Source organism: Gordonia oleivorans, from assembly GCF_040044975.1.
GTDB classification, from domain to species: Bacteria; Actinomycetota; Actinomycetes; order Mycobacteriales; family Mycobacteriaceae; genus Gordonia; species Gordonia oleivorans.
Window position 1 is genome coordinate 27,495 of record NZ_JBDZDI010000019.1, and the last position, 20,275, is coordinate 47,769.

The 20,275-nt window shown below is 66.1% G+C and carries 15 protein-coding genes and 1 pseudogene; 8 read left to right on the forward strand and 8 right to left on the reverse strand.

Annotated elements, in window-relative coordinates:
- Positions 1 to 2: 2 nt before the first annotated feature.
- Positions 3 to 602, reverse strand: coding sequence for a hypothetical protein (locus ABLE92_RS20660; RefSeq protein WP_348806668.1), 600 nt, complete (start codon positions 600 to 602; stop codon positions 3 to 5).
- Between the two features lie 270 nt (positions 603 to 872).
- On the opposite strand from ABLE92_RS20660, the gene ABLE92_RS20665 reads away from it, so the two are divergent.
- From ABLE92_RS20665 to ABLE92_RS20675, 3 genes are all read left to right on the forward strand, one after another.
- Positions 873 to 2,147: a sensor histidine kinase gene (locus ABLE92_RS20665; protein WP_348806736.1), complete on the forward strand. Its 1,275-nt coding sequence runs from the start codon at positions 873 to 875 to the stop codon at positions 2,145 to 2,147.
- Positions 2,148 to 2,157: 10 nt separating this feature from the next.
- Positions 2,158 to 2,859 (forward strand): LuxR C-terminal-related transcriptional regulator, encoded by a 702-nt coding sequence (locus ABLE92_RS20670; RefSeq protein ID WP_348806669.1) that lies wholly within the window; start codon positions 2,158 to 2,160, stop codon positions 2,857 to 2,859.
- A 126-nt stretch (positions 2,860 to 2,985) separates the two neighbouring features.
- On the forward strand, positions 2,986 to 4,020 hold the full coding sequence (locus tag ABLE92_RS20675; protein ID WP_348806670.1) for a 6-phosphofructokinase: 1,035 nt from the start codon (positions 2,986 to 2,988) through the stop codon (positions 4,018 to 4,020).
- Positions 4,021 to 4,049: 29 nt separating this feature from the next.
- On the opposite strand, the gene ABLE92_RS20680 is transcribed toward ABLE92_RS20675, so the two are convergent.
- Positions 4,050 to 4,280, reverse strand: a complete 231-nt coding sequence (locus ABLE92_RS20680) for a PspC domain-containing protein (protein WP_348806671.1) — start codon at positions 4,278 to 4,280, stop codon at positions 4,050 to 4,052.
- A 180-nt stretch (positions 4,281 to 4,460) separates the two neighbouring features.
- Here ABLE92_RS20680 and gatB point away from each other — a divergent pair, with 180 nt between their 5' ends.
- Positions 4,461 to 5,963 (forward strand): Asp-tRNA(Asn)/Glu-tRNA(Gln) amidotransferase subunit GatB, encoded by a 1,503-nt coding sequence (gene gatB, locus ABLE92_RS20685; protein WP_348806672.1) that lies wholly within the window; start codon positions 4,461 to 4,463, stop codon positions 5,961 to 5,963.
- 191 nt (positions 5,964 to 6,154) lie between these two features.
- Here the strand turns inward: gatB and ABLE92_RS20690 are convergent, their stop codons facing one another.
- The 3 genes from ABLE92_RS20690 to ABLE92_RS20700 all read right to left on the reverse strand — a co-directional run bounded on the left by ABLE92_RS20690 (position 6,155) and on the right by ABLE92_RS20700 (position 10,732).
- A complete protein-coding gene (locus ABLE92_RS20690; RefSeq protein ID WP_348806673.1) occupies positions 6,155 to 7,414 on the reverse strand; it encodes an HNH endonuclease in 1,260 nt (419 codons plus the stop codon).
- Between the two features lie 593 nt (positions 7,415 to 8,007).
- The gene (locus ABLE92_RS20695; RefSeq protein ID WP_348806674.1) at positions 8,008 to 9,435 is read right to left on the reverse strand and encodes a serine/threonine-protein kinase; all 1,428 of its coding nucleotides are present in this window, start codon (positions 9,433 to 9,435) and stop codon (positions 8,008 to 8,010) included.
- A 109-nt stretch (positions 9,436 to 9,544) separates the two neighbouring features.
- On the reverse strand, positions 9,545 to 10,732 hold the full coding sequence (locus ABLE92_RS20700) for a PQQ-dependent sugar dehydrogenase (RefSeq protein WP_348806675.1): 1,188 nt from the start codon (positions 10,730 to 10,732) through the stop codon (positions 9,545 to 9,547).
- An 88-nt stretch (positions 10,733 to 10,820) separates the two neighbouring features.
- Here ABLE92_RS20700 and ABLE92_RS20705 point away from each other — a divergent pair, with 88 nt between their 5' ends.
- Positions 10,821 to 12,218 carry a DoxX family membrane protein gene (locus tag ABLE92_RS20705; RefSeq protein WP_348806676.1) on the forward strand — a complete coding sequence of 466 codons (1,398 nt, stop codon included), beginning with the start codon at positions 10,821 to 10,823 and terminating at the stop codon, positions 12,216 to 12,218.
- Positions 12,219 to 12,362: 144 nt separating this feature from the next.
- On the opposite strand, the gene ilvD is transcribed toward ABLE92_RS20705, so the two are convergent.
- The 3 genes and pseudogenes from ilvD to ABLE92_RS20720 form a co-directional block, all read right to left on the reverse strand.
- Positions 12,363 to 14,207 (reverse strand): dihydroxy-acid dehydratase, encoded by a 1,845-nt coding sequence (gene ilvD / locus ABLE92_RS20710; protein WP_348806677.1) that lies wholly within the window; start codon positions 14,205 to 14,207, stop codon positions 12,363 to 12,365.
- A gap of 251 nt (positions 14,208 to 14,458) precedes the next feature.
- Positions 14,459 to 15,801: pseudogene (mgtE, locus tag ABLE92_RS20715) on the reverse strand (magnesium transporter).
- A 107-nt stretch (positions 15,802 to 15,908) separates the two neighbouring features.
- Positions 15,909 to 16,403 carry a PH domain-containing protein gene (locus tag ABLE92_RS20720; protein WP_496560832.1) on the reverse strand — a complete coding sequence of 165 codons (495 nt, stop codon included), beginning with the start codon at positions 16,401 to 16,403 and terminating at the stop codon, positions 15,909 to 15,911.
- A 293-nt stretch (positions 16,404 to 16,696) separates the two neighbouring features.
- Between ABLE92_RS20720 and ABLE92_RS20725 the strand changes: the two genes are divergently transcribed.
- From ABLE92_RS20725 to ilvC, 3 genes are all read left to right on the forward strand, one after another.
- Positions 16,697 to 18,628: an acetolactate synthase large subunit gene (locus tag ABLE92_RS20725; RefSeq protein WP_348806678.1), complete on the forward strand. Its 1,932-nt coding sequence runs from the start codon at positions 16,697 to 16,699 to the stop codon at positions 18,626 to 18,628.
- A complete protein-coding gene (gene ilvN, locus ABLE92_RS20730) occupies positions 18,625 to 19,125 on the forward strand; it encodes an acetolactate synthase small subunit (protein WP_348806679.1) in 501 nt (166 codons plus the stop codon). The genes ABLE92_RS20725 and ilvN overlap by 4 nt, the downstream gene beginning before the upstream one ends.
- 78 nt (positions 19,126 to 19,203) lie before the next feature.
- A complete protein-coding gene (gene ilvC, locus ABLE92_RS20735) occupies positions 19,204 to 20,217 on the forward strand; it encodes a ketol-acid reductoisomerase (protein ID WP_348806680.1) in 1,014 nt (337 codons plus the stop codon).
- Positions 20,218 to 20,275 lie beyond the last annotated feature (58 nt).

Consider the following 20,275-nt stretch of genomic DNA (forward strand, 5'->3'; position numbering starts at 1 on the left):
CATCATCGTTCACCGCCGATGACACCAAGGTTTCCGGCGACAGCCTTCCACAGTGTCGTCATCACGATGTGCGACAACGACTCTCGTGAGACCGGGGCTTCGCCGTTCTGGCGCCAGGTGTTGACGGCCAATCCGATTCGGCTGGCCTCCGCGGCGGCGGCACAAGGAGTTCCGGTGCAGTCGGCGCGCATGCGATCGATCAGCATGCGATCGATGGCGAGTCTGGCCGACGGCGGCAGCGGCGCACCGGCCCGTGCGCTGTAGCGGAGCAGATCATACCCGAAATCGTGTGTCTTGCAGAGTGGTTCAAACCTCGACGGTAAGGGTACCGGTGAGGAGCACCGTCCGGTCGGGTTGACCGGGTATCCATCCGCCAAGAGTGGTCGGTAGCCGATCACTCGTGCGAAATCCGGAGGTAGGTACCGAAGGGTCTGGGCAGGGTCAGGGCCGACCAGGGCGTCGACCGCCGACGTGGCGGCCGGGGAATTGCGCGCGGTCGACAGATCGGCCAACTGTCCGCCGGCCGTTGCTGCCGGAACACGAATCGCGGTGTGGATGAGGGCGACCGCAAGCAGACACAAGCTCCACAAGATGATTCGCATGACACGGTGTCGGCGTTGGACCGGTCGGTGATGGTCCGGTGGGTGTGGTGCTACGGACGCGTTCGGATCATCGTCATGCTGCAAGGTCATGGTTCTCGACGCTAGGAATCGCACACGCCTGCACACATCGGTCGCAGCGGTGGTTCTGTCTCACGACGTCGGAGCGGGGAGTGACGTGCGAGGTAGCTACCCGGTATCACCCGCATCTCCCTCTGCGGTATGACGACACCGAGGTCCGCACCCTCTAGCGTGGAGCGGGAGGTGAGTGACATGTTCTTGCGCGTAGTTCGTCAGATCGGCAGCGCGGCCGCCACGGAGATCCGGGGTCTGCCGGTGGTACAACATCCCGATGTCCGCGCCTATCTACGGTCGCCGGTCAACTGGTTCTTCCTGATCTTTGCGGTGGTGTTGTTCACCGTGGCATGGCCGACGCTGCCGGAGACGCATGACCTTCCGTCGTATGCGTTGCCGGTGACGGCGGCGATGGCGACGCTGCCGCTGGCCCTTGCATGGGCGGCGCCCCTGTTGGGGTGGGCGGCCTGTGTGATCGCCGCGCAGCTGATCGGGTTTCTGGTGCCCACCGCCAATGGCTGGCCGTGGACGATTCAGGTCACCCAGATCATTGCGCTGCTGGTGCTGACGTTCGTGGCGTATCTGCGGTGTCCGTTGCGGTACCTCGCCCCGGTGTGGTTGGTGTCGGCAGCAGCGTTCGCGCTTGCAGCCCCTCCCACCGTCCGAGTGGGGTGGGTGTTCGGCGTGACATCGATGGCGGTGGTCGTTGCCTTGCTCAGAGGGTTGCTCAGCTCCCGCAGGCAACTGGCGGTCAGTGCCGAGGAGACCAAGGCGGCCGAATCGGTGACCGCGGTCCTCGAAGAGCGGGCCCGCATTGCCCGCGACCTGCACGATGTTGTGGCACACCGGATGTCGATGGTGGTGGTGATGGCGCAGACTGCGCGTTACCGCATTCCCGATGTCGGCGATGCCGCCGCTGCCGAGTTCGATGCCATCGCGTCGGCCGCCCGAAACTCGCTCGATGAGGTCCGGCAACTTCTCGGTGTCCTGCGTCTCGACGGGACACAGGCCAGTGCGGCACCCAATCCGGGTCTCGCCGATATCGATTCGCTGCTCGACCACACGCGGTTGGCGGGGGCGTCGGTGACGGTGTCAAACACGCTTGATCATGCGGAGTTCGCGGAGTCATCGGCGCTGGTCATCTACCGCATCGTGCAGGAATCCCTCGCCAATGCGACACGACACGCGCCCGGCGCCCCGATCGCGGTGACCCTCTCGCCTGCTGACGATGGTGCCGAAGTGACGGGCGCCGAGGTGACGGTGGCGAACGCGGCTGGTACCGACGCACCGCTCGATCTCGGCGGCGCGGGTGTCGGGATCACCGGCATGAGCGATAGGGCACGGGCAGTCGGTGGATGGCTGACCGCGCATCCCACTCGCGATGGCGGATTCGTGGTGCGTGCGCACATCCCGGCCATTGCCGGCCGCGGTGTCGTCGAGGTACCGGGTGGGTTCGCCACGGTGTTCGGGTAGCGTTGCGGCCGTGCCGATCACGCTCGTCGTCGCCGATGACCAGGCAATGGTTCGTCAAGGCTTCTCCGCGTTACTTGCCGCGCAACCGGATTTCGCGGTTCTCGGCGACGCCGCCGACGGCGTGGCGGCGCTCGAGGTATGTCGACGCGTGAAACCTGACGTCGTCCTCATGGACGTGCGGATGCCGCGCAAGGACGGAATCTGGGCGGCCGCCCGGATTCTCGGATCGGGCGCGTCGCTCGGATCGGGCGGGCCGGCAGGCGCGCAACTCCCCGCCGACGGGGCTTCCGGGCGCACCAAGGTGTTGATGCTGACGACTTTCGACATCGATGACTACGTGTACGAGGCCCTGCGGGTCGGCGCTTCCGGGTTCCTGTTGAAGGACGCTCCCGCAGACGAGTTGGTCCGTGCGGTGCGGGTGGTCGCCGCCGGTGAGGCGTTACTCGCCCCGTCGATCACCCGGCGGCTGATCCGCGAGGTCACTGATCGGCGTCCCCGTCGACCTCGATCCGACGCTGTCGACATCCTGACGCCGCGTGAACGTGAGGTGCTCGACCTTGTCGCCGAGGGGAAGTCCAATCACGAGATCGCCACCGAACTCTTCGTCGCGGAGCAGACGGTGAAGACGCATGTGAGCAGTGTGCTGGCCAAGTTGTCATTGCGTGATCGTGCGCAAGCCGTCGTGTTTGCCTATGAGAACGGTCTCAAGTGAGGTGTTCGACGCTCAGGCGGGCCATCGCACGTCCGGCACGAGTGCTCCCAGCGCACTAGATTGAGTGCTGTTCGGGGACGGGACAACCGTTCGCGGAATCAGACGCGGCAGGAGGCACTCAGCGGTATGGCCAAGCGATTCGGGATACTCACGTCCGGCGGCGATTGCCCGGGACTCAACGCGGTGATCCGTGGAGCCGTCCTCAAAGGGGAAACCGTCTACGGCCAGGAGTTTGTCGGATTCCGCGACGGCTGGTACGGGCTGGTCTACGGCGACATCATCGACCTCGACCGCAGCGTGGTCCGTGGCCTGTCGAATCAGGGCGGCACGATCCTGGGGACCAGCCGTTTCGGGCCGTACTCCGAGCCCGACGGCGGTCCGGAGAACATCAAGAAGGTGCTCAAGAACCTCGGCATCGACGGGGTGATCGCCATCGGTGGTGAGGGCACCGCGTCGGCGGCGAAGCGGTTGTACGAGGACGGCATCAACATCGTCGGCGTCCCCAAGACCATCGACAACGACATCAACGCCACCGACTACACCTTCGGTTTCAACACGGCCGTCGAGATCTCGACCGAGGCCATCGACCGGCTGCGCACGACCGGCAACTCGCACAAACGCTGCATGGTGCTCGAGGTGATGGGCCGTCACGCCGGGTGGATCGCGCTGAACTCCGGCATCGCCGGCGGCGCCCACGCCATCCTCATCCCGGAGCAGCCGGAGAGCATCAATCAGATCTGTGCGTGGGTGACCAGCGTCAAGAATCGTGGCCGGTCACCGATGGTGGTGGTGGCCGAGGGGTTCAAGCTTCCGGACATGGATTCCGCGCACTCGACCAAGGGCCTCGACGGCTTCAACCGTCCCCGACTGGGCGGAATCGCCGAGGTGCTGGCCCCGATGATCGAGGAGCGCACCGGCATCGAGACCCGGGCTACCGTGTTGGGGCATATCCAGCGGGGTGGTACGCCGACGGCGTTCGACCGGGTGCTCGCGACGCGGCTGGGGATGGCTGTGTCCGATCTCGTCGCCGACAAGGAGTGGGGTCACATGGTGGCGTTGCACGGTACCGAGATCGCCCGGATCACCTTCGATCAGGCGTTGGCCAACCCCAAGACGGTGCCGCTCGATCAGTATCAGGAGATCCGCGTCATCTTCGGGTGATCGGTGCGCCTCGGGGTTTGCTGTCGGCCTCAGGCCGGGTCGCGGGGGATGACGATCCACAACAGCAGGTAGAGGAGCACCTGCGGGCCGGGGAGCAGAATCGAGGCGACGAACAGGACTCGGATCAGGGTGGGATCCCAGCCGTAGCGTTGGGCGATTCCACCGCAAACGCCGCCGATCCAGGCGTCGCTGCGCGATCGGGTGAGTCGTCGCTCCGGCGTTGGTTGCGACAGTCGGGTGGGTGAGTAGTCGGTGGTCATCGGGCAATTCCTTTCGTGATCGGTGATCAATCATCGTGTGAGTTCCACGGTAGGAGCGGGCGAGGGGAACCACATCGGGGTTCCCCCGTAGCGTGCACCCGGAACTTTCTCGGGCCCTGGGGTCCGTGAGTGCCTCACCCGTCGGGCCCGGTGCGTCGGTCGCCGCATAAACTGGTGGCCATGACTGCCGCTGCTGCCGACTTGATGGACTACGACCAGGTCATCGCCGAGTTCGACCCGGTGATGGGCCTGGAGGTCCACGTCGAATTGGGCACCGCGACCAAGATGTTCTGCGGCTGCCCGACCGCCTTCGGTGCCGACCCCAATACGCAGGTCTGCCCGGTGTGCATCGGGCTACCCGGTTCGCTGCCGGTGGCCAACGCGAAGGCCATCGAGTACGCCATCCGCATCGGACTGGCGTTGAACTGCTCGATCCGGCCGTCGAGTGTGTTCGCACGAAAGAACTACTTCTATCCGGACCAGCCGAAGAACTACCAGATCAGTCAGTACGACGAGCCGACGTCCTACGACGGCTACCTCGATGTGGTGCTCTCCGACGGCACCACGTGGCGCGTCGACATCGAGCGCGCCCACATGGAGGAGGACACCGGAAAGTCGCTGCACATCGGTGGTGCCGGACGCATCCATGGTGCCGACCATTCGCTGCTCGACTACAACCGTGCCGGTGTCCCATTGGTGGAGATCGTCACCAAGCCGATCGTCGGTGCGGGGGAGCGGGCACCCGAGGTGGCCCGCGCCTATGTGACGGCGCTGCGTGATCTGCTGAAGGCGCTCGACGTCTCCGATGTCCGGATGGATCAGGGTTCGCTGCGGTGTGACGCCAACGTGTCGCTGATGCCCAAGGGCGCAAGTGAATTCGGCACGCGCACCGAGACCAAGAACGTGAACTCGCTGAAGAGTGTCGAGGTTGCTGTCACCTACGAGATGCGGCGTCAGGCAGCCATTTTGGCGGCGGGTGGCGAGATCATCCAGGAGACCCGGCACTATCACGAGACCGATGGCACCACCTCTCCCGGCCGCCGCAAGGAGACCGCCGAGGATTATCGCTACTTCCCGGAGCCGGATCTGCCTCCGGTGCAGCCGGATCCGGCGTGGATCGAGGAGATCCGGGCGACGCTGCCCGAGTTGCCGTGGGTGCGTCGTGCGCGCATCCAGGAGGAGTGGGGTGTCTCCGACGAGGTGATGCGTGACCTGGTCAACGTGGGTGCCGTCGACCTGATCATTGCGACCGTCGACGCGGGCGCAGCGCCCGAGGCGGCTCGTGGTTGGTGGGTGTCATTCCTTGCCCAGCAGGCGAATTCCCGTGAGGTCGAGCTCGCCGATCTGCCGATCACGCCGGCGCAGGTCGCCACGGTGATCGGTCTCGTCGACGCCGGCAAGCTCACCAACAAGCTGGCCCAGCAGGTCGTTGTCGCTGTCCTCGACGGTGAGGGTGAGCCCGAGCAGATCGTCGCCGATCGTGGCCTCGAGGTCGTGCGCGACGACTCCGCCTTGCAGAAGGCCATCGACGAAGCGCTCGCCAACAACCCCGACATCGTGGAGAAGATCCGCGGCGGCAAGGTCAAGGCGGCCGGCAAGATCGTCGGCGATGTCATGAAAGCGACTCGTGGACAGGCAGATCCGGCTCGGGTTCAGGAGCTTGTGCTGGCTGCCTGCCAGTAGTTCACGGCCTGCCGGCTGTTTCGCGCTGGGGCCGGGTGGGTTCGGATCCGAGTGCCGCAGTGGTGTGCTGCTCATCGTCGGATGCGAACCCGCGCTGTTTCTCTGTGGACTTGTCAAAGAACGAAAGCTGTTGGTGTGGACCGGGTTATGGGGTCACATGTCGTGCACCGAGACGGTCCTGCGGGGGTGGGTCAGGCGGCGTCGTCGAGTCGCATGGTGCGGCGGTTGTAGGCGGGTTGGGGTCGTTGTTTGGGGTCGACGGTGGCTGGTGGGATGAGCCATGGGTGTCGGTCGGCGCCCATGATGACGGCCCATCCGCCGTGGTGGATGTCGTCGTGACACGACGGGCAGAGCAGGCATCCGTTGTCGAGGTCGGTGGCGCCGCCCTCGCTCCACGGCTGGATGTGGTGGGCGTGGCAGCGGGATGCGGGTGCCCCGCATTTGATGCAGCCGTCGTCGCGGACGATGTAGGCCTTGCGTTGGGCGTTGGTGAAGAACCGTTTGCGGCGGCCGACGTTCAGTGGGACGCCGTCACCGTTGGTGGTGATGTCGGTGACGGCACTGTCACAGCTGAGCATGTCGGCGGTGGATTCGGTGACGGGCCCGGAGTGCGGCAGTGACGCTGCGGCCGGGTCGTCGGCGGAGCGGATCATGAGGACCTCGAGGCGGGTGGTGGTGGGGATGGTGTCATCGGCCAGGCCGCGGACGGCGGCGTCGAGGAGGGTTTCGAGGGCGTCGGCTTGGCGGCGTTCGGTGGAGCGGGGATCGTGGCTGCCGTCGGGTTGGGGTACGGGGGCGGACAGCACGTCGATCGCGGTGGACAGTTTCTCTCCAACGGTCACGTCGAGGTCGGCTGTGACGGCGAGTCGTCCGTCCGCGTCATGGTGCAGGGATAGTTCGTTGACGCTGCGGTCCTCGGCGGCGGGGAGGCCGCCGTCGGTGTCGGCGGCGAGTTGGTTGCCCAGTTGCCGGGCGTACTTCTGGATGTCGGAGGGGGCCATTCCGGCTCCGGCGTGGGAGAGCAGGGCGATGGTGTGGTCGTGCCGCATGTCGGGGGTGACTTCTTCGGGGGAGCGGTGGGCGATGTGGGTCAGTCCGCGGATGATGGCGTCGGCGTGTTCGGAACTGAGGGAACCGAGTGCGGTGCTTGCGGTGACGCGGGGGATGTCGGTGGCGGCGGCTAGTCTGAGGTAGCGCTGTGCGACGGCGGGTGGATATCCCATGCAGATCAACAGTTCTCGGAGTTTACGGCCTTGGTGGGTGGCGACGTGGAGTTGTTCGAGGTGTCCGGTGAACACCACGCACAGGTGGTCGACGAGGTTGCGGATGAGGCGCAGTTGGGTCATCACCTCGGTGGCGTGCCGGTCGGTCAGTGACTTCTGGTCGATGCTCGGTTCGGTGAGGTTGTCGATGATGACGTCGAGAATCTCGGCGAGGTCGTGGTCGCTCATTCGTCCCCCTGTGTGAGTGCAGCTGATATCTAGTGTAGCCGATAATCAGTTCGTCATGGGGTGAATCATGAGGTGAATGTGTAACGGTTGCAAGGCATTTCGTACCTTCAGTGAACAGTTTCCCCTGGGGTGAACTGGGGTGAACGTACGTCGCTGTGGTGAACAGAAGTCACACGGGTGTGCGGGTGAATGTGCTGTGAGGCGTCGTTGTCGAGAGGTACTGACGTCCGAGCTGTGTATTGTCCGAAGTGTCGGGGGCGCGCGGACAGGTGGCAGGCCATGCTACTCATGAAACATATTGGCGAACAGCGAATTTGGGTGAGTCACCAGAGATGTGGGTTCTGGCATGACGCCAGTCGAGGCGGGACGCAAAGCTCCATTCACTCACCTTCACCGATTCTGGTGCGGCGTTCGCCCGTATGGCCCATGCCAGCCTGCAGTCGCTGATCGAGGTCGAGGCGACCGAGAAGATCGGCGTCGGCCGTCACCAGTGTCCACGGAACGCTGCATCCGCACTGGGACGGTGTTCATACTGGCCGATGACGTGTTGGCGGAGGTCGGGAACAACTCAGTCCCCCTTGGTTCGGAGGATGTCAGAAGTGAAGCTCTCTGACCAGGCAAAGTACGCTTTCATCGCCTGAAGAGGTCGACCGGACCCACTGGTTGTTCGCGCATTCTTCCGGATCTGAGGTGCGACTTCCCACGCGATAGTTGGCCGACAGCGACGCACAGTCGGTGTGGTAGAACTCGGTAATCTTTGAACCGTCGTACTCGTAGTGAACGCACGTGCCCGGTGCGGCGGTGCGAATTGCATCGGCAACCGAGTCTCGCTGCCCATCAACCGCCAGCCACGTAGCGACTGAGCCGGCAATGACAACCAGCAACGAAATGATTGACATGGCGATGGTCCGTCGCCCTTTCGTGCGCAAGCGCGACCGCTCTGAGTCCGTGACCCTGGCCTGTGCGGTCCCTTTCGCTTCTGGTGTCGAGATCGCCCGGTTTACGTGGGTAGTCGCTGGTGGGCGGCGCTCATGGGTAATCTCCGCTGATTGGACAATGGTCGATGCGTCCGAAGGGGCGTCCGGTGTGAAGCTACCGTGTTCCGACGGAGTCGGTTCAATCACCTTATGGGGTGGGACGATGGTCGGCGCGAACTGAAGGGCTGCTTGTTGTACTGCCGTTTCGTCGTGGCGGGGTGAGGTCTTCGGTGCCTCGAAGGTGAGTTCATGCGTGAAGTCGCGACAGGTTGTGAACCGTTCGGGCGAACTCTTGGCGAGTGCCTTTGACAGTAGTTGATCAAACCGGCCAAGGGTGCGGTCCTGCGCGAGCAGTGGCGGATACGGTCGCGAGAAGTGCGCCATCATCAACGCCGAAGGCGTCGTATCGGTGAAGGGTGTTGTGCCGCAGAGCAGTTCGTAGATGGTGCAGGCGAGTGCATACTGATCCGACGCCGGTGACGCCGGATGGCCGTCGATGATCTCCGGCGCGGTGTAGGCGAGCGTTCCGATGAACGCGCTGCTCGCGGTCAGGCCGGTGGCGTCGAGGAGTTTGGCGATGCCGAAGTCGAGGACGACGGCGCGTTCGATTCTCCCGTCGTCGTCTCGGAGCACGATGATGTTGGCGGGCTTGATGTCTCGGTGAACGACGTGGCGGCGGTGGGCGTAGTCGAGGGCTGCGGCGACATGTCCGGCGACCTCGATGACCTCATCGGTGGTCAGTGATCGGTGGGTGGGGTTGGCGCCGTCGAGATGCTCCATGGTGAACCACGGGGTCTCGTCCTCGACGCCGTAGTGATAGATGGTGACGATCGCGGGATGGCTGAGTGCGGCCGCGGTTTGGGCTTCCTGGGTGAAACGGCGTTGGAAGTCGGCGTCGTGGGCGCCGGCCGCGGAGATGACCTTCAACGCCTCGCGGCGGCGCAGGTGCGGATTCTCGACGAGGTACACCTGACCCATGCCGCCGCGGCCGAGGAGGGAGATGATCCGGTATCCCGCGAACTCGTCGCCCGGTTGGAGCGCCACCCATCACCTCCGCGTTGTTTGTGCATCGGCACATTACCGGCAAACCGCTGGTGGGGCTGCGAATGTAGTCCGGACGGATGGCATACACCAGGGGCCCTGGTGGTCCGGACTACGTCCGACTCTCACCCGCCGGCGGAGCGATGAAGCGGACGACACGATCATCGGTTCTGACCGGTTGACCGTAGGCGCGGTTGACCGTCGCGAACTGGATGACGCCGTTCTCCAGCGCGGTCATTTTGCCGAGAGCCCCATACCGCTTGTCCAACACCACGGTCGGCGGATTGACGGTGGGGTTGTCGCGCGTCGGGGCGGTGATCGCCTCGATCCGCTGGCCCCGTGTCTCACTGACGAAGACCTGACCGGTGGTGGCCGCGCAACCGGCGATCTGCGGCTTGTCCGGCCAGGTCCACAGCACGGTGGCAGTCCCCGACTCGTCGACCGACTGCAGGCGATCCTCCGTCTGGCCCTGGTCGGCGATGTACAAGGTGCCGGAATTGTTGGGGCACAACGACACATTGGAGCCGAGCCCGGAGGTGAGAACCTTCGGGCGAGCATTGCCGCCGGACGACAGATCGGTGATCGAGAGCAGCTTTCCGGCCAAGGAGGCCGGGTCGTTGGCCGCTGCCGGGTTACCCGCATTTCCCGTCGCCACCACCAGTTCGGTCGGCGAGGCGAACAGCATGGCGCCCATGTTTCCGGTGGCGCCCTTCGGGATTCCCGTCAGGATCGGTTTGGGGACGTCACCCGGCGCCAACCGCACCACCCGGTTGTCGCTGGGAGTGGTGATCAACGCATAGACGAGCTGATCCTGGTCGTAAGTGGGGGAGAAGGCGAAGTCGATGAGACCACCGTCGCCGGAACCGTCGACCGGGAAGGTCGCGACCGTCCGCGGCGGTCCGTAGCGCTTGGTGGTGATGATCTTGCCGGTGGTGCGTTCGGCGACGATTGTCACCTCACCCTGATCGTCGCCGGCACGCAGGCCGCCGGTGGAGGCGAGGCAGGTGGCGATGACCGCCGGGTCCGGATCAACGCACGGCCCCGGCGGCGGAGGCGACGGACTGGGCCCCTCCTGCGGAGTCGACTGCGGCGGAGTCGATGGGAGGTTGAAGTTCTCGTCGTTCTCACTGAACTGCCCCGCCGCCTGATCGCGGTCCTGCTGAGAGAAATCACAACCGGCCAGCGCGACGACGAGTCCGAGGATCCCCAGCAATACGGCAACACGATTGCGGATGGAGGCGGCATTCTGCCGGGACCGTGAATTCCGGGCTCGTCGGTGAATATGCCGCCCCTGTCGCATGCCCACCACAGTAGCGATCACCAATCGTTGCCCTCCGACCGCGCGGCGGTCGACCGCCTCCACCGTCGAAACCTCTAGCATCGGCCATGTGAGCGAGCGTGGACAGTCCGACGCCGGTGGCGAGAACTTTCAGCCGCCGAGCCCGTACGACGAACCGACGGGCTCGTTCCGGGTACCCGAGATCAGCGAAGCCGACCGCGACGCGTTCTACGAGCGTCACCGGCGTCGGCCCGGTCCGGTCTCGCGGGTGGAATCCCTCGACGACATCGGACCCGACGAGGTCGAGACCAGGCCGCTGCAGGTGCCGCCGTCGGCCAATCGGCGCAACCCTGTGCCGATGCCGCCGGTGACATCGATCGACCCGCCCGCCTCGTCCACGGGCGGACCCTCGGCGGCGGACACCGCGCCCACCGCCAAGATCGGCACGGGGGCGGGATCGGCGACCCCCGCCGGTCGGCCGAAGGCGCCGTCAGCGGACAAGCGGGCGCCGGCAACGGAGAACAGGGCGCCGTCAGCGCAGGACCGGGCGCCGTCAGCGGAGAAGGGGGCGCCGACGGCACAAGCCGTGCCGACGTCGGCCGCCGCGACGGAGAAGACCACGACCGCGAAGACCGCCGCGCAGGAGACGGAGAAGATCGACGCCGAGGCGACCACGCGGCAGCCTCCCACGCCGATCCCGTCGGTCGAGGAAACCTTCCCGGAGCTTGCGAAGACGCGTCGCGAGGACGCCCAGTCCGACGGCACTGCGCCCACCCGGGCACTGACCGATGAGGACCTCGACACCTCCGACGACGGGGATAACCGCACCGCGGCGATGCCGGCCCCGGCGGCCCTCGCCGCCTACGACACTGACGAACCGCACGAGCAGTCCGATCAGCCGGACCTCGACCGCGACCGCGAACCCGTGACGGTGGCCGCGGTCCACGAACCGCGCGGCACCCTCGATCTGGGCCTGCTGATCCTGCGCCTCGGTCTCGGCGTCGCAGCGGTGGCGCACGGCCTGCAGCATCTGTTCGGGTGGTGGGGTGGGCCCGGCATCTCGGGATATCAGGACTTCCTCGCCAACGACGCCAATCCCGCGCTCGGATTCCATCCCGACGCGGTGCACATCCTGGCGATCGCCGGCGGCGTGACCGAGGTCGTCGGTGGCGCACTCATCATCCTCGGACTGTTCACGCCGATCGGTGCCTGCGCGATCCTGTCGGTGATGCTGTTGGCCACGACTTTCCGGGTCACCCTGGCCGGCGGGTTCTCCTACTTCGCCTCTGCCGGTGGCGTCGAGTACGAGATCCTGCTGGCCGTCGCGGCTGCTGCGTTGATCCTCACCGGGCCCGGGCTGTACTCCCTGGACCGACCACGCAAGTGGGCCCGACGGCCGTTCATCGGGTCGGTGGTGTGGCTCGCGCTGGCGATCGCTGCAGCTGTCGTCGTGTGGATCTTCCTCAATGGCGCCAATCCGCTTGAGTCGCCGGGTAATCCGGGGTGAGTGTAGCGTCTCGCCGCAGGTGTCCCGGTGATGTTCCAGCATCGGCTGACGGAGGTCTCGAGGCTCGTCGCTAGCGCTCCTCGCACCTCGACCAGCGAGGGACCCGACCGGTGACGAGAGGACGTCGCCGCCGGGGGAGCCGACTCAGTCGACATTGCGGACGGCTCCCTTGTCGGCTGAGGTCGCCAGCTTCGCGTAGGCACGCAGCGCGGTCGTGACCGGACGCTGACGGTCCTTGGGTTGCCACGGACGCTCCGAGGCCTCCATCTTGGCGCGACGCTCCGCGAGCACCTCATCGTCGACGAGGACCTCGAGGCGTCGGGTCTTCACGTCGATCAGGATCGGGTCGCCGTCCTCGATGAGGCCGATGACGCCACCGGCGGCGGCCTCGGGGGAGATGTGGCCGACCGACAGACCCGACGAACCGCCGGAGAAGCGGCCGTCGGTGATCAGGCCGCACTTCTTGCCCATCCCGGTGCCCTTCATGAAGGCGGTCGGATGCAGCATCTCCTGCATGCCCGGGCCGCCGGACGGGCCCTCATAGCGGACGACGAGGACCTCGCCGGCCTGGATGGTCTTGCTCAGGATGACCTGGACGGCTTCCTCCTGGCTTTCCACCACGCGCGCCGGGCCCTCGAAGTGCCACAGGTCCTCGCTGATGCCGGCGGTCTTGAGCACGGCACCGTCGTCGGCGAGATTGCCCTTGAGCACGCACAGTCCACCCTCGACGGTGTAGGCGTGATCGAAGTCGCGGATGCAGCCGCCCTCGGCGTCGGTGTCGAGGGAACTCCAGCGGTTGGCCGTCGAGAACGGGGTGGTGGTGCGCACACCGCCGGGCGCCGCGTGGAACAGCTCGAACGCCTCGTCGGTGGCGGTGCCGCTGCGGATGTCCCAGTCGTCGAGGGCCTTCGCGAGGGTCGGCGAATGGACGGTGGAGGTGGTGTCGTCGATCAGGCCGGCGCGGCGCAACTCGCCGAGGATGGCCGGGATTCCGCCGGCCCGGTGCACGTCCTCCATGTGGTAGTCGGAGTTCGGCGAGACCTTCGACAGGCAGGGAACGTTGCGGCTGATCTGATCGATCACCGACAGGTCGAAGTCGGCGACCTCGCCCTCCTGCGCGGCGGCCAGGATGTGCAGCACGGTGTTGGTGGATCCGCCCATCGCGACGTCGAGGGCCATCGCGTTGCGGAACGCCGTGGCCGAGGCGATGCTGCGCGGCAGGACCGACGCATCGTCGTCGCGGTACCAGCGGGTGGCGGCCTCCACGACCACCTGACCGGCACGCGAGAACAGGGCGCGGCGGGCCTCGTGGGTGGCCAGCGTCGAACCGTTGCCGGGCAACGCGAGTCCGAGGGCCTCGGTCAGGCAGTTCATCGAATTGGCGGTGAACATGCCCGAGCACGATCCACACGTCGGGCACGCCGACCGCTCGACCTCGGAGAGGCCGTCGTCGTCGACATCGGAGTTGGCCGATGCGGAGATGGTGGTGATCAGGTCGGTCGGCGCCTGCGCGACACCCTCGACGACGACCGCCTTGCCGGCCTCCATCGGTCCGCCGGAAACGAACACGGTCGGGATGTTCAGGCGCATCGCGGCATTGAGCATGCCCGGAGTGATCTTGTCGCAGTTGGAGATACACACCAACGCATCCGCGGTGTGCGCATTGACCATGTACTCGACGGAGTCGGCGATGATCTCGCGGCTCGGCAACGAGTAGAGCATGCCGCCGTGGCCCATCGCGATGCCGTCGTCGACGGCGATCGTGTGGAACTCGCGGGGCACGCCACCGGCGGCACGCACCGCCTCCGCCACGATCTCACCGACGTCCTTGAGGTGCACATGGCCGGGCACGAACTGCGTGTAGGAGTTCGCGATCGCCACGATCGGCTTACCGAAGTCGTCGTCGGTCATTCCGGTGGCACGCCACAGGGAACGGGCTCCGGCGGCTTCTCGTCCGACGGTGGTGGTACGTGACCTCAAGGCTGGCATGGTTTTTCCTCGATCGGGTGGTTCTTCGCGCGTACGTGCGACGTGCGCGTGGACTGATGCGGGTCAACGCATGCACCGCCGCGGATATTCGCGGGCGGAACCGATCGGGACGGGGTGGGGCGTGTCACCATCCGACCGGCGCTGACCACGATCGTCGGCGTTGTGCGTCGACGATCTCACCGAGCGTCCACGGTACTCCTGCCTGACGTGGGCAAACAAAACCGGCCATCCCTTGTGACGGCACTGCCGTCTCAGATTCCGAGAACCGCCTTGGCGATGGAGAAGTAGATGATCAACCCCGTCGCGTCGCAGAACGTCGAGATGAACGGTGTCGAGAAGACCGCCGGATCGACTCCGATGGACTTTGCGATCAGTGGCATCACACCACCGACGGTGGCCGCATCGTGCAGATGGACAGGATGGTCAGACCGATCACCGCGCCGATGTCCATGTCGTAGGCGAGCGACGCGACGCCGAATCCGACGAGGCCGAGCAGCACACCCAGGGTGAGACCCACGCGCAGTTCCTTGCCGACCACGAGTGCCACATCGCGCGGGGACACCTCGTCGACGGCCAGCGCGCGGGTAACGGTGACCGCGGCCTGCGAACCGGTGTTGCCACCGATGCCGGTGAGCAGCGGGATGAACAGCGCCAACGCCACCATCTGATCCAGCGTGGCCTCGAAGATCTCGAGCACGTTGACCGTCAGGATGGCCGACACGGCCAGCACGAACAACCAGACGATGCGCGAGCGGGTGATCGAGAGCACCGACGCCACCAGATACGGCTCGTTCAGGGGTTCGCTGGCACCGGCACGCGCCTGGTCCTCGTCGCGGGCCTGACTCATCACCTCGACCGCATCATCGAGGGTGAACACGCCGATGACGTGGCGTTCGCTGTCGAGCACGGGGATCGCCAGGATGCCGCGCTCCACGCAGAGCAACGAGGTCTGCTCCGCGTCGTCTCCGGCGTCGGCGGAGATCGGGGTGCGCATCAGGCTCGACAACCGCGTGCCGGGATCGGCGAGCAGCAGATCGCGCAGGCTCACCACCCCGGCCAGGACGTGGTCGCGATCGACGACGGGGACCATGTAGATGGTCTCCACCTGGTGGCCGACCTCCTTCACCCGGTCCAGCGCCGCCGCGGCCGAATCGTCGGTGTAGGCGTGCACGATCTCCGGACTCATCCGACGTCCCACCGAGCCCGCCGGGAACCCGAGGACCAGCCCGGTCGCCTCGCGTTCGCTGCGTTCCAGGGACGCGACGAGGTCGTGTGCGACGGGGGCGGGCAGCTCGTCGAGGAGTTCCGCGCGGTCGTCGGGATCAAGACTCCCGAAGAACTCGCCGACCTCGCTGGTACCCAGCTGTTCGATGAGCCGATACTGCACCTTGGGGCTGAGGTCCTCGAAGACCTCGAGCGCGACGTCCTTCGGGAGAAGTCGGAACGCGATGCTCGCCTGTCGACGCGGAAGCCGGTTGCCGACCGCAGCGATCTCGCCGGGCGGCATCGTGGCGATCAGATCCGTGAGTTCGGCGAGCTCGCCCCTGGCGATGAGCTCCTTGACCTGGTGCGGGCGGACCGCGTGCGTGACCACCCGAGAACGTTAACCAGCGGTGGCCGGAATCTGCATGCGGTGAAACCGATCGTTAAGGAGCCGGTAAACCCACGGTCGACGGATGGCGCAATGTGGTCGCCGGGATGTCACGAATCGGCGTTTGCCGCCGCCGCGAACGGGTCCGGGATACGGCCGCGGCTGGCGGCCGACAGGCGTGGCAGGTCCTGGAAGGTGATCGCGGGCAACCGCACCGACGTCTCGTCGACGAGCACCGCGCGCACCGGCCCCCATCGGGTGAATCGGAGTCCGTCGATCTCGGCCCACGTCACGTCCCGGGTACCGAACGTGCCCACCACATGCAGACCGTCCTCGGTCACCACCGTCCTGATCCGCCCGATCCACACCGCGAGCAGCACCGGCAGAACGAACGTCCAGCCGAGCCACGCCAGGCTCGTGCCGGCCAGGATCAGGGCGACCAGCAACGCCGCCGGAACGGCGAAGTAGGCGAGTTTGCTCAGCCGGAACACCTGCGGCAACGCCAGCTCATCGGATGCGGGTTCGGCATCGCCGGCCGCCGATGCGGGCCGACGGGACGCAGAACCCGAGGAGGACGATTGCGGTTCCGGGGCTGAAGCAGACACGCCACCATTCTGGCACTCTCGCGAAACCGCCCTGCGTGAGGTGCCGCAGACCAGTGCATTCCCAGATCGTGGGATGACGACGACCGTGGTTTGACTCTTCAGTATCCGCAGTCCTACCGTGAGTGACGTGATGCATGACGAACTTCTCGTAGTAATCGGCCGGCGCGTCGTCGCCTGACCGGTCACTCACGAGACCCCAGCATCGACGCGCCACCCTCGAACAGCCTCGCTGTCGGGGGTTTTTTGTTGCCAGCATCCACCCACCCATGATCACCAAGATGAAGGACCGTGCAGTGAGCGCACCAACAGCACGTACGGACACCAGCGGAAAAGCGTCCGCGCCACGCCAGGATTCCCCGGCGGGCGGCAGCCTCCGCGCGGTGCGGCAGAACACCGTCGCCCCCGAACGCGTCAGCGGCGCGAAGTCGGTGGTTCGATCGCTCGAGGAGCTCGGTGTCGAGGTCGTATTCGGTATCCCCGGCGGTGCGGTGCTCCCCGTCTACGATCCGCTGCTCGACTCCAAGAAGGTCCGCCACGTCCTGGTGCGCCACGAGCAGGGCGCCGGTCACGCGGCCACCGGCTACGCGCAGGTCACCGGCCGCGCCGGCGTCATGATGGCGACCTCGGGTCCCGGTGCCACCAACCTCGTCACGCCGCTGGCCGACGCGCAGATGGATTCGGTCCCGGTCGTCGCGATCACCGGCCAGGTCGGTCGCGCACTCATCGGCACCGACGCCTTCCAGGAGGCCGACATCTCCGGCATCACCATGCCGGTAACCAAGCACAACTTCTTGGTGAGCAACGCCGCCGACATCCCGCAGGTCATCGCCGAGGCCTTCCACATCGCCGAAAGTGGCCGTCCCGGAGCGGTTCTCGTCGACATCCCGAAGGACATCCTGCAGGCCCAGACCACCTTCTCGTGGCCGCCGCAGATCGATCTGCCCGGCTACCGTCCGGTGACCAAGCCGCACGGTAAGCAGGTCCGCGAGGCCGCTCGCCTGATCAACGCCGCCAAGAACCCCGTCCTCTACGTCGGTGGTGGCGTCATCAAGGCGAACGCGTCGGCCGAACTGCTCGAACTGGCCGAACTGACCGGCATCCCGGTGGTGACGACGCTGATGGCGCGGGGCGCGTTCCCCGATTCGCATCAGCAGCACCTCGGCATGCCGGGTATGCACGGCACCGTCGCCGCGGTGGCCGCACTGCAGCGCAGCGACCTGCTGATCACCCTCGGTGCCCGCTTCGACGACCGGGTCACCGGTCAGCTCGACTCGTTCGCGCCGGACGCCAAGGTCATCCACGCCGATATCGACCCCGCCGAGATCGGCAAGAACCGGCACGCCGACGTGCCGATCGTCGGTGACTGCAAGGCCGTCATCGTCGACCTGATCGAGACGCTGCGTGCCGAGCGGGCGACCACCGACGAGATCCCCGACCTGACCGCGTGGTGGCGGTATCTGGACGGCATCCGTCGCACCTACCCGCTGAGCTACGACCGGCCCGCCGACGGGGCGATGTCGCCGGAGTTCGTCATCTCCCAGGTCGGCAAGTTTGCCGGGCCGGATGCGGTCTACTGCGCCGGTGTCGGCCAGCATCAGATGTGGGCGGCACAGTTCATCTCCTACGAGAAGCCGCGCACCTGGCTCAACTCGGGCGGACTCGGCACGATGGGCTACGCGGTTCCGGCCGCGATGGGCGCCAAGATGGCCGCACCCGAGAAAGAGGTGTGGGCCATCGACGGTGACGGCTGCTTCCAGATGACCAACCAGGAGTTGGCGACCTGCGCCATCGAGGGCATCCCGATCAAGGTCGCGCTGATCAACAACGGCAACCTGGGCATGGTGCGTCAGTGGCAGACGCTGTTCTACGAGGAGCGGTACTCCAACACCGACCTCGCGACGCATTCGATGCGCATCCCGGACTTCGTGAAGCTCGCAGAAGCATTGGGCTGCGCGGCATTCCGCGTCGAGAACGAATCCGAGGTGGACGAGGTCATCGCCCAGGCGCGCGCGATCAACGACCGCCCGGTCGTCATCGACTTCATCGTCGGCGCCGACGCCCAGGTGTGGCCGATGGTCGCCGCGGGCACCGGCAACGACCAGATCATGGCCGCGCGCGACATCCGGCCGCTGTTCGACGACGACGCGTCGGCGTCGGATCCGGCCGACATCCACGAGGTCGTCAACCAGAACACCAATCTCGGCCAGGAGGGTGAGAAGAAATGAGTACCCATACCCTCAGCGTCCTCGTCGAGGACCGTCCGGGCGTCCTCGCCCGCGTGTCCGGTCTGTTCTCCCGGCGCGGATTCAACATCGAATCCCTCGCCGTCGGACCGACCGAACTCAAGGGCATCTCGCGGATGACCATCATGGTCTCGGTCGAGGACTTCCCGCTCGAGCAGGTGACCAAGCAGCTCAACAAGCTGATCAACGTCATCAAGATCGTCGAGCAGGATCCGTCCAACTCGGTGTCCCGCGAGCTGATGATGGTCAAGGTCCGCGCCGACTCCACGGTGCGCACCGAGGTCATCGAGGTCGTGAACCTGTTCCGCGCCAAGGTCATCGACGTCTCGCCGGAGTCGCTGACCGTCGAGGCCACCGGCACCTCGGAGAAACTCGAGGCGCTGCTGCGGATGCTCGATCCGTACGGCATCCGTGAGATCGCCCAGTCGGGGGCGGTCACCCTGGGACGCGGACCCAAGAGCATGTCGGCCAACCGCTGACGTACGCACCACCAACGCGCCCCTCGCGTGCAGAACCGATTCGCCTGGGGCACACCACATATCGAAGGGAATCCAACTGTGGCGATCGAATTGTTCTACGACGACGATGCGGATCTGTCGATCATCCAGGGCCGCAAGGTCGCGGTCATCGGCTACGGCAGCCAGGGACATGCGCACTCGCTGAGTCTGCGTGACTCGGGCGTCGACGTGGCGATCGGTCTGCGCGAGGGCAGCAAGTCGCGGGAGAAGGCCGCCGAGCAGGGCCTGAAGGTGATGAGCAACGCCGAGGCGGCAGCCTGGGCCGACGTCATCATGATCCTGGCCCCCGACACCAGCCAGGCGAAGATCTTCACCGAGGACATCGAGCCGAACCTCAAGGACGGCGACGCCATCTTCTTCGGGCACGGCCTCAACATCCACTTCGGTCTCATCAAGGCTCCGGCCAACGTGACCGTCGGCATGGTCGCCCCGAAGGGCCCCGGCCACCTGGTGCGTCGGCAGTTCGTCGACGGCAAGGGCGTGCCCTGCCTGATCGCCGTCGACCAGGACCCCAAGGGTGAAGGTCAGGCCCTGGCCCTGAGCTACGCGTCGGCCATCGGTGGCGGCCGCGCCGGCATCATCAAGACGACCTTCAAGGAAGAGACCGAGACCGACCTCTTCGGCGAGCAGGCCGTGCTCTGCGGTGGCACCGAGGAACTGGTCAAGACCGGCTTCGAGGTCATGGTCGAGGCCGGTTACGCACCGGAGATGGCCTACTTCGAGGTGCTGCACGAGCTCAAGCTGATCGTCGACCTCATGTACGAGGGTGGCATCGCCCGGATGAACTACTCGGTGAGCGACACCGCGGAGTTCGGTGGGTACCTGTCGGGTCCGCGCGTCATCGACGCCGACACCAAGGAGCGCATGCGCGGCATCCTCAAGGACATCCAGGACGGCACCTTCGTCAAGCGACTCGTCGCCAATGTCGAGGGCGGTAACGCCGAGCTCGAGGCGCTGCGCAAGAAGAACGCCGAGCACCCCATCGAGGTCACCGGCAAGAAGCTGCGCGACCTGATGAGCTGGGTGGATCGCCCGATCACCGAGACCGCCTGATCTCCTTCGCCCCGTCGTGGCCCCGACTCCCGCCCGGAGTCGGGGCCACGGTCGTTTC

What these genes read in the sequence shown, in the direction of transcription:
- ABLE92_RS20660 (WP_348806668.1), bottom strand. Translation starts at nt 602, where the DNA reads ATGCGAATCATCTTGTGGAGCTTGTGTCTGCTTGCGGTCGCCCTCATC.
- ABLE92_RS20665 (WP_348806736.1), top strand. Translation starts at nt 873, where the DNA reads ATGTTCTTGCGCGTAGTTCGTCAGATCGGCAGCGCGGCCGCCACGGAG.
- ABLE92_RS20675 (WP_348806670.1), top strand. Translation starts at nt 2,986, where the DNA reads ATGGCCAAGCGATTCGGGATACTCACGTCCGGCGGCGATTGCCCGGGA.
- ABLE92_RS20680 (WP_348806671.1), bottom strand. Translation starts at nt 4,280, where the DNA reads ATGACCACCGACTACTCACCCACCCGACTGTCGCAACCAACGCCGGAG.
- gatB (WP_348806672.1), top strand. Translation starts at nt 4,461, where the DNA reads ATGACTGCCGCTGCTGCCGACTTGATGGACTACGACCAGGTCATCGCC.
- ABLE92_RS20690 (WP_348806673.1), bottom strand. Translation starts at nt 7,414, where the DNA reads ATGAGCGACCACGACCTCGCCGAGATTCTCGACGTCATCATCGACAAC.
- ABLE92_RS20700 (WP_348806675.1), bottom strand. Translation starts at nt 10,732, where the DNA reads ATGCGACAGGGGCGGCATATTCACCGACGAGCCCGGAATTCACGGTCC.
- ilvD (WP_348806677.1), bottom strand. Translation starts at nt 14,207, where the DNA reads ATGCCAGCCTTGAGGTCACGTACCACCACCGTCGGACGAGAAGCCGCC.
- ilvN (WP_348806679.1), top strand. Translation starts at nt 18,625, where the DNA reads ATGAGTACCCATACCCTCAGCGTCCTCGTCGAGGACCGTCCGGGCGTC.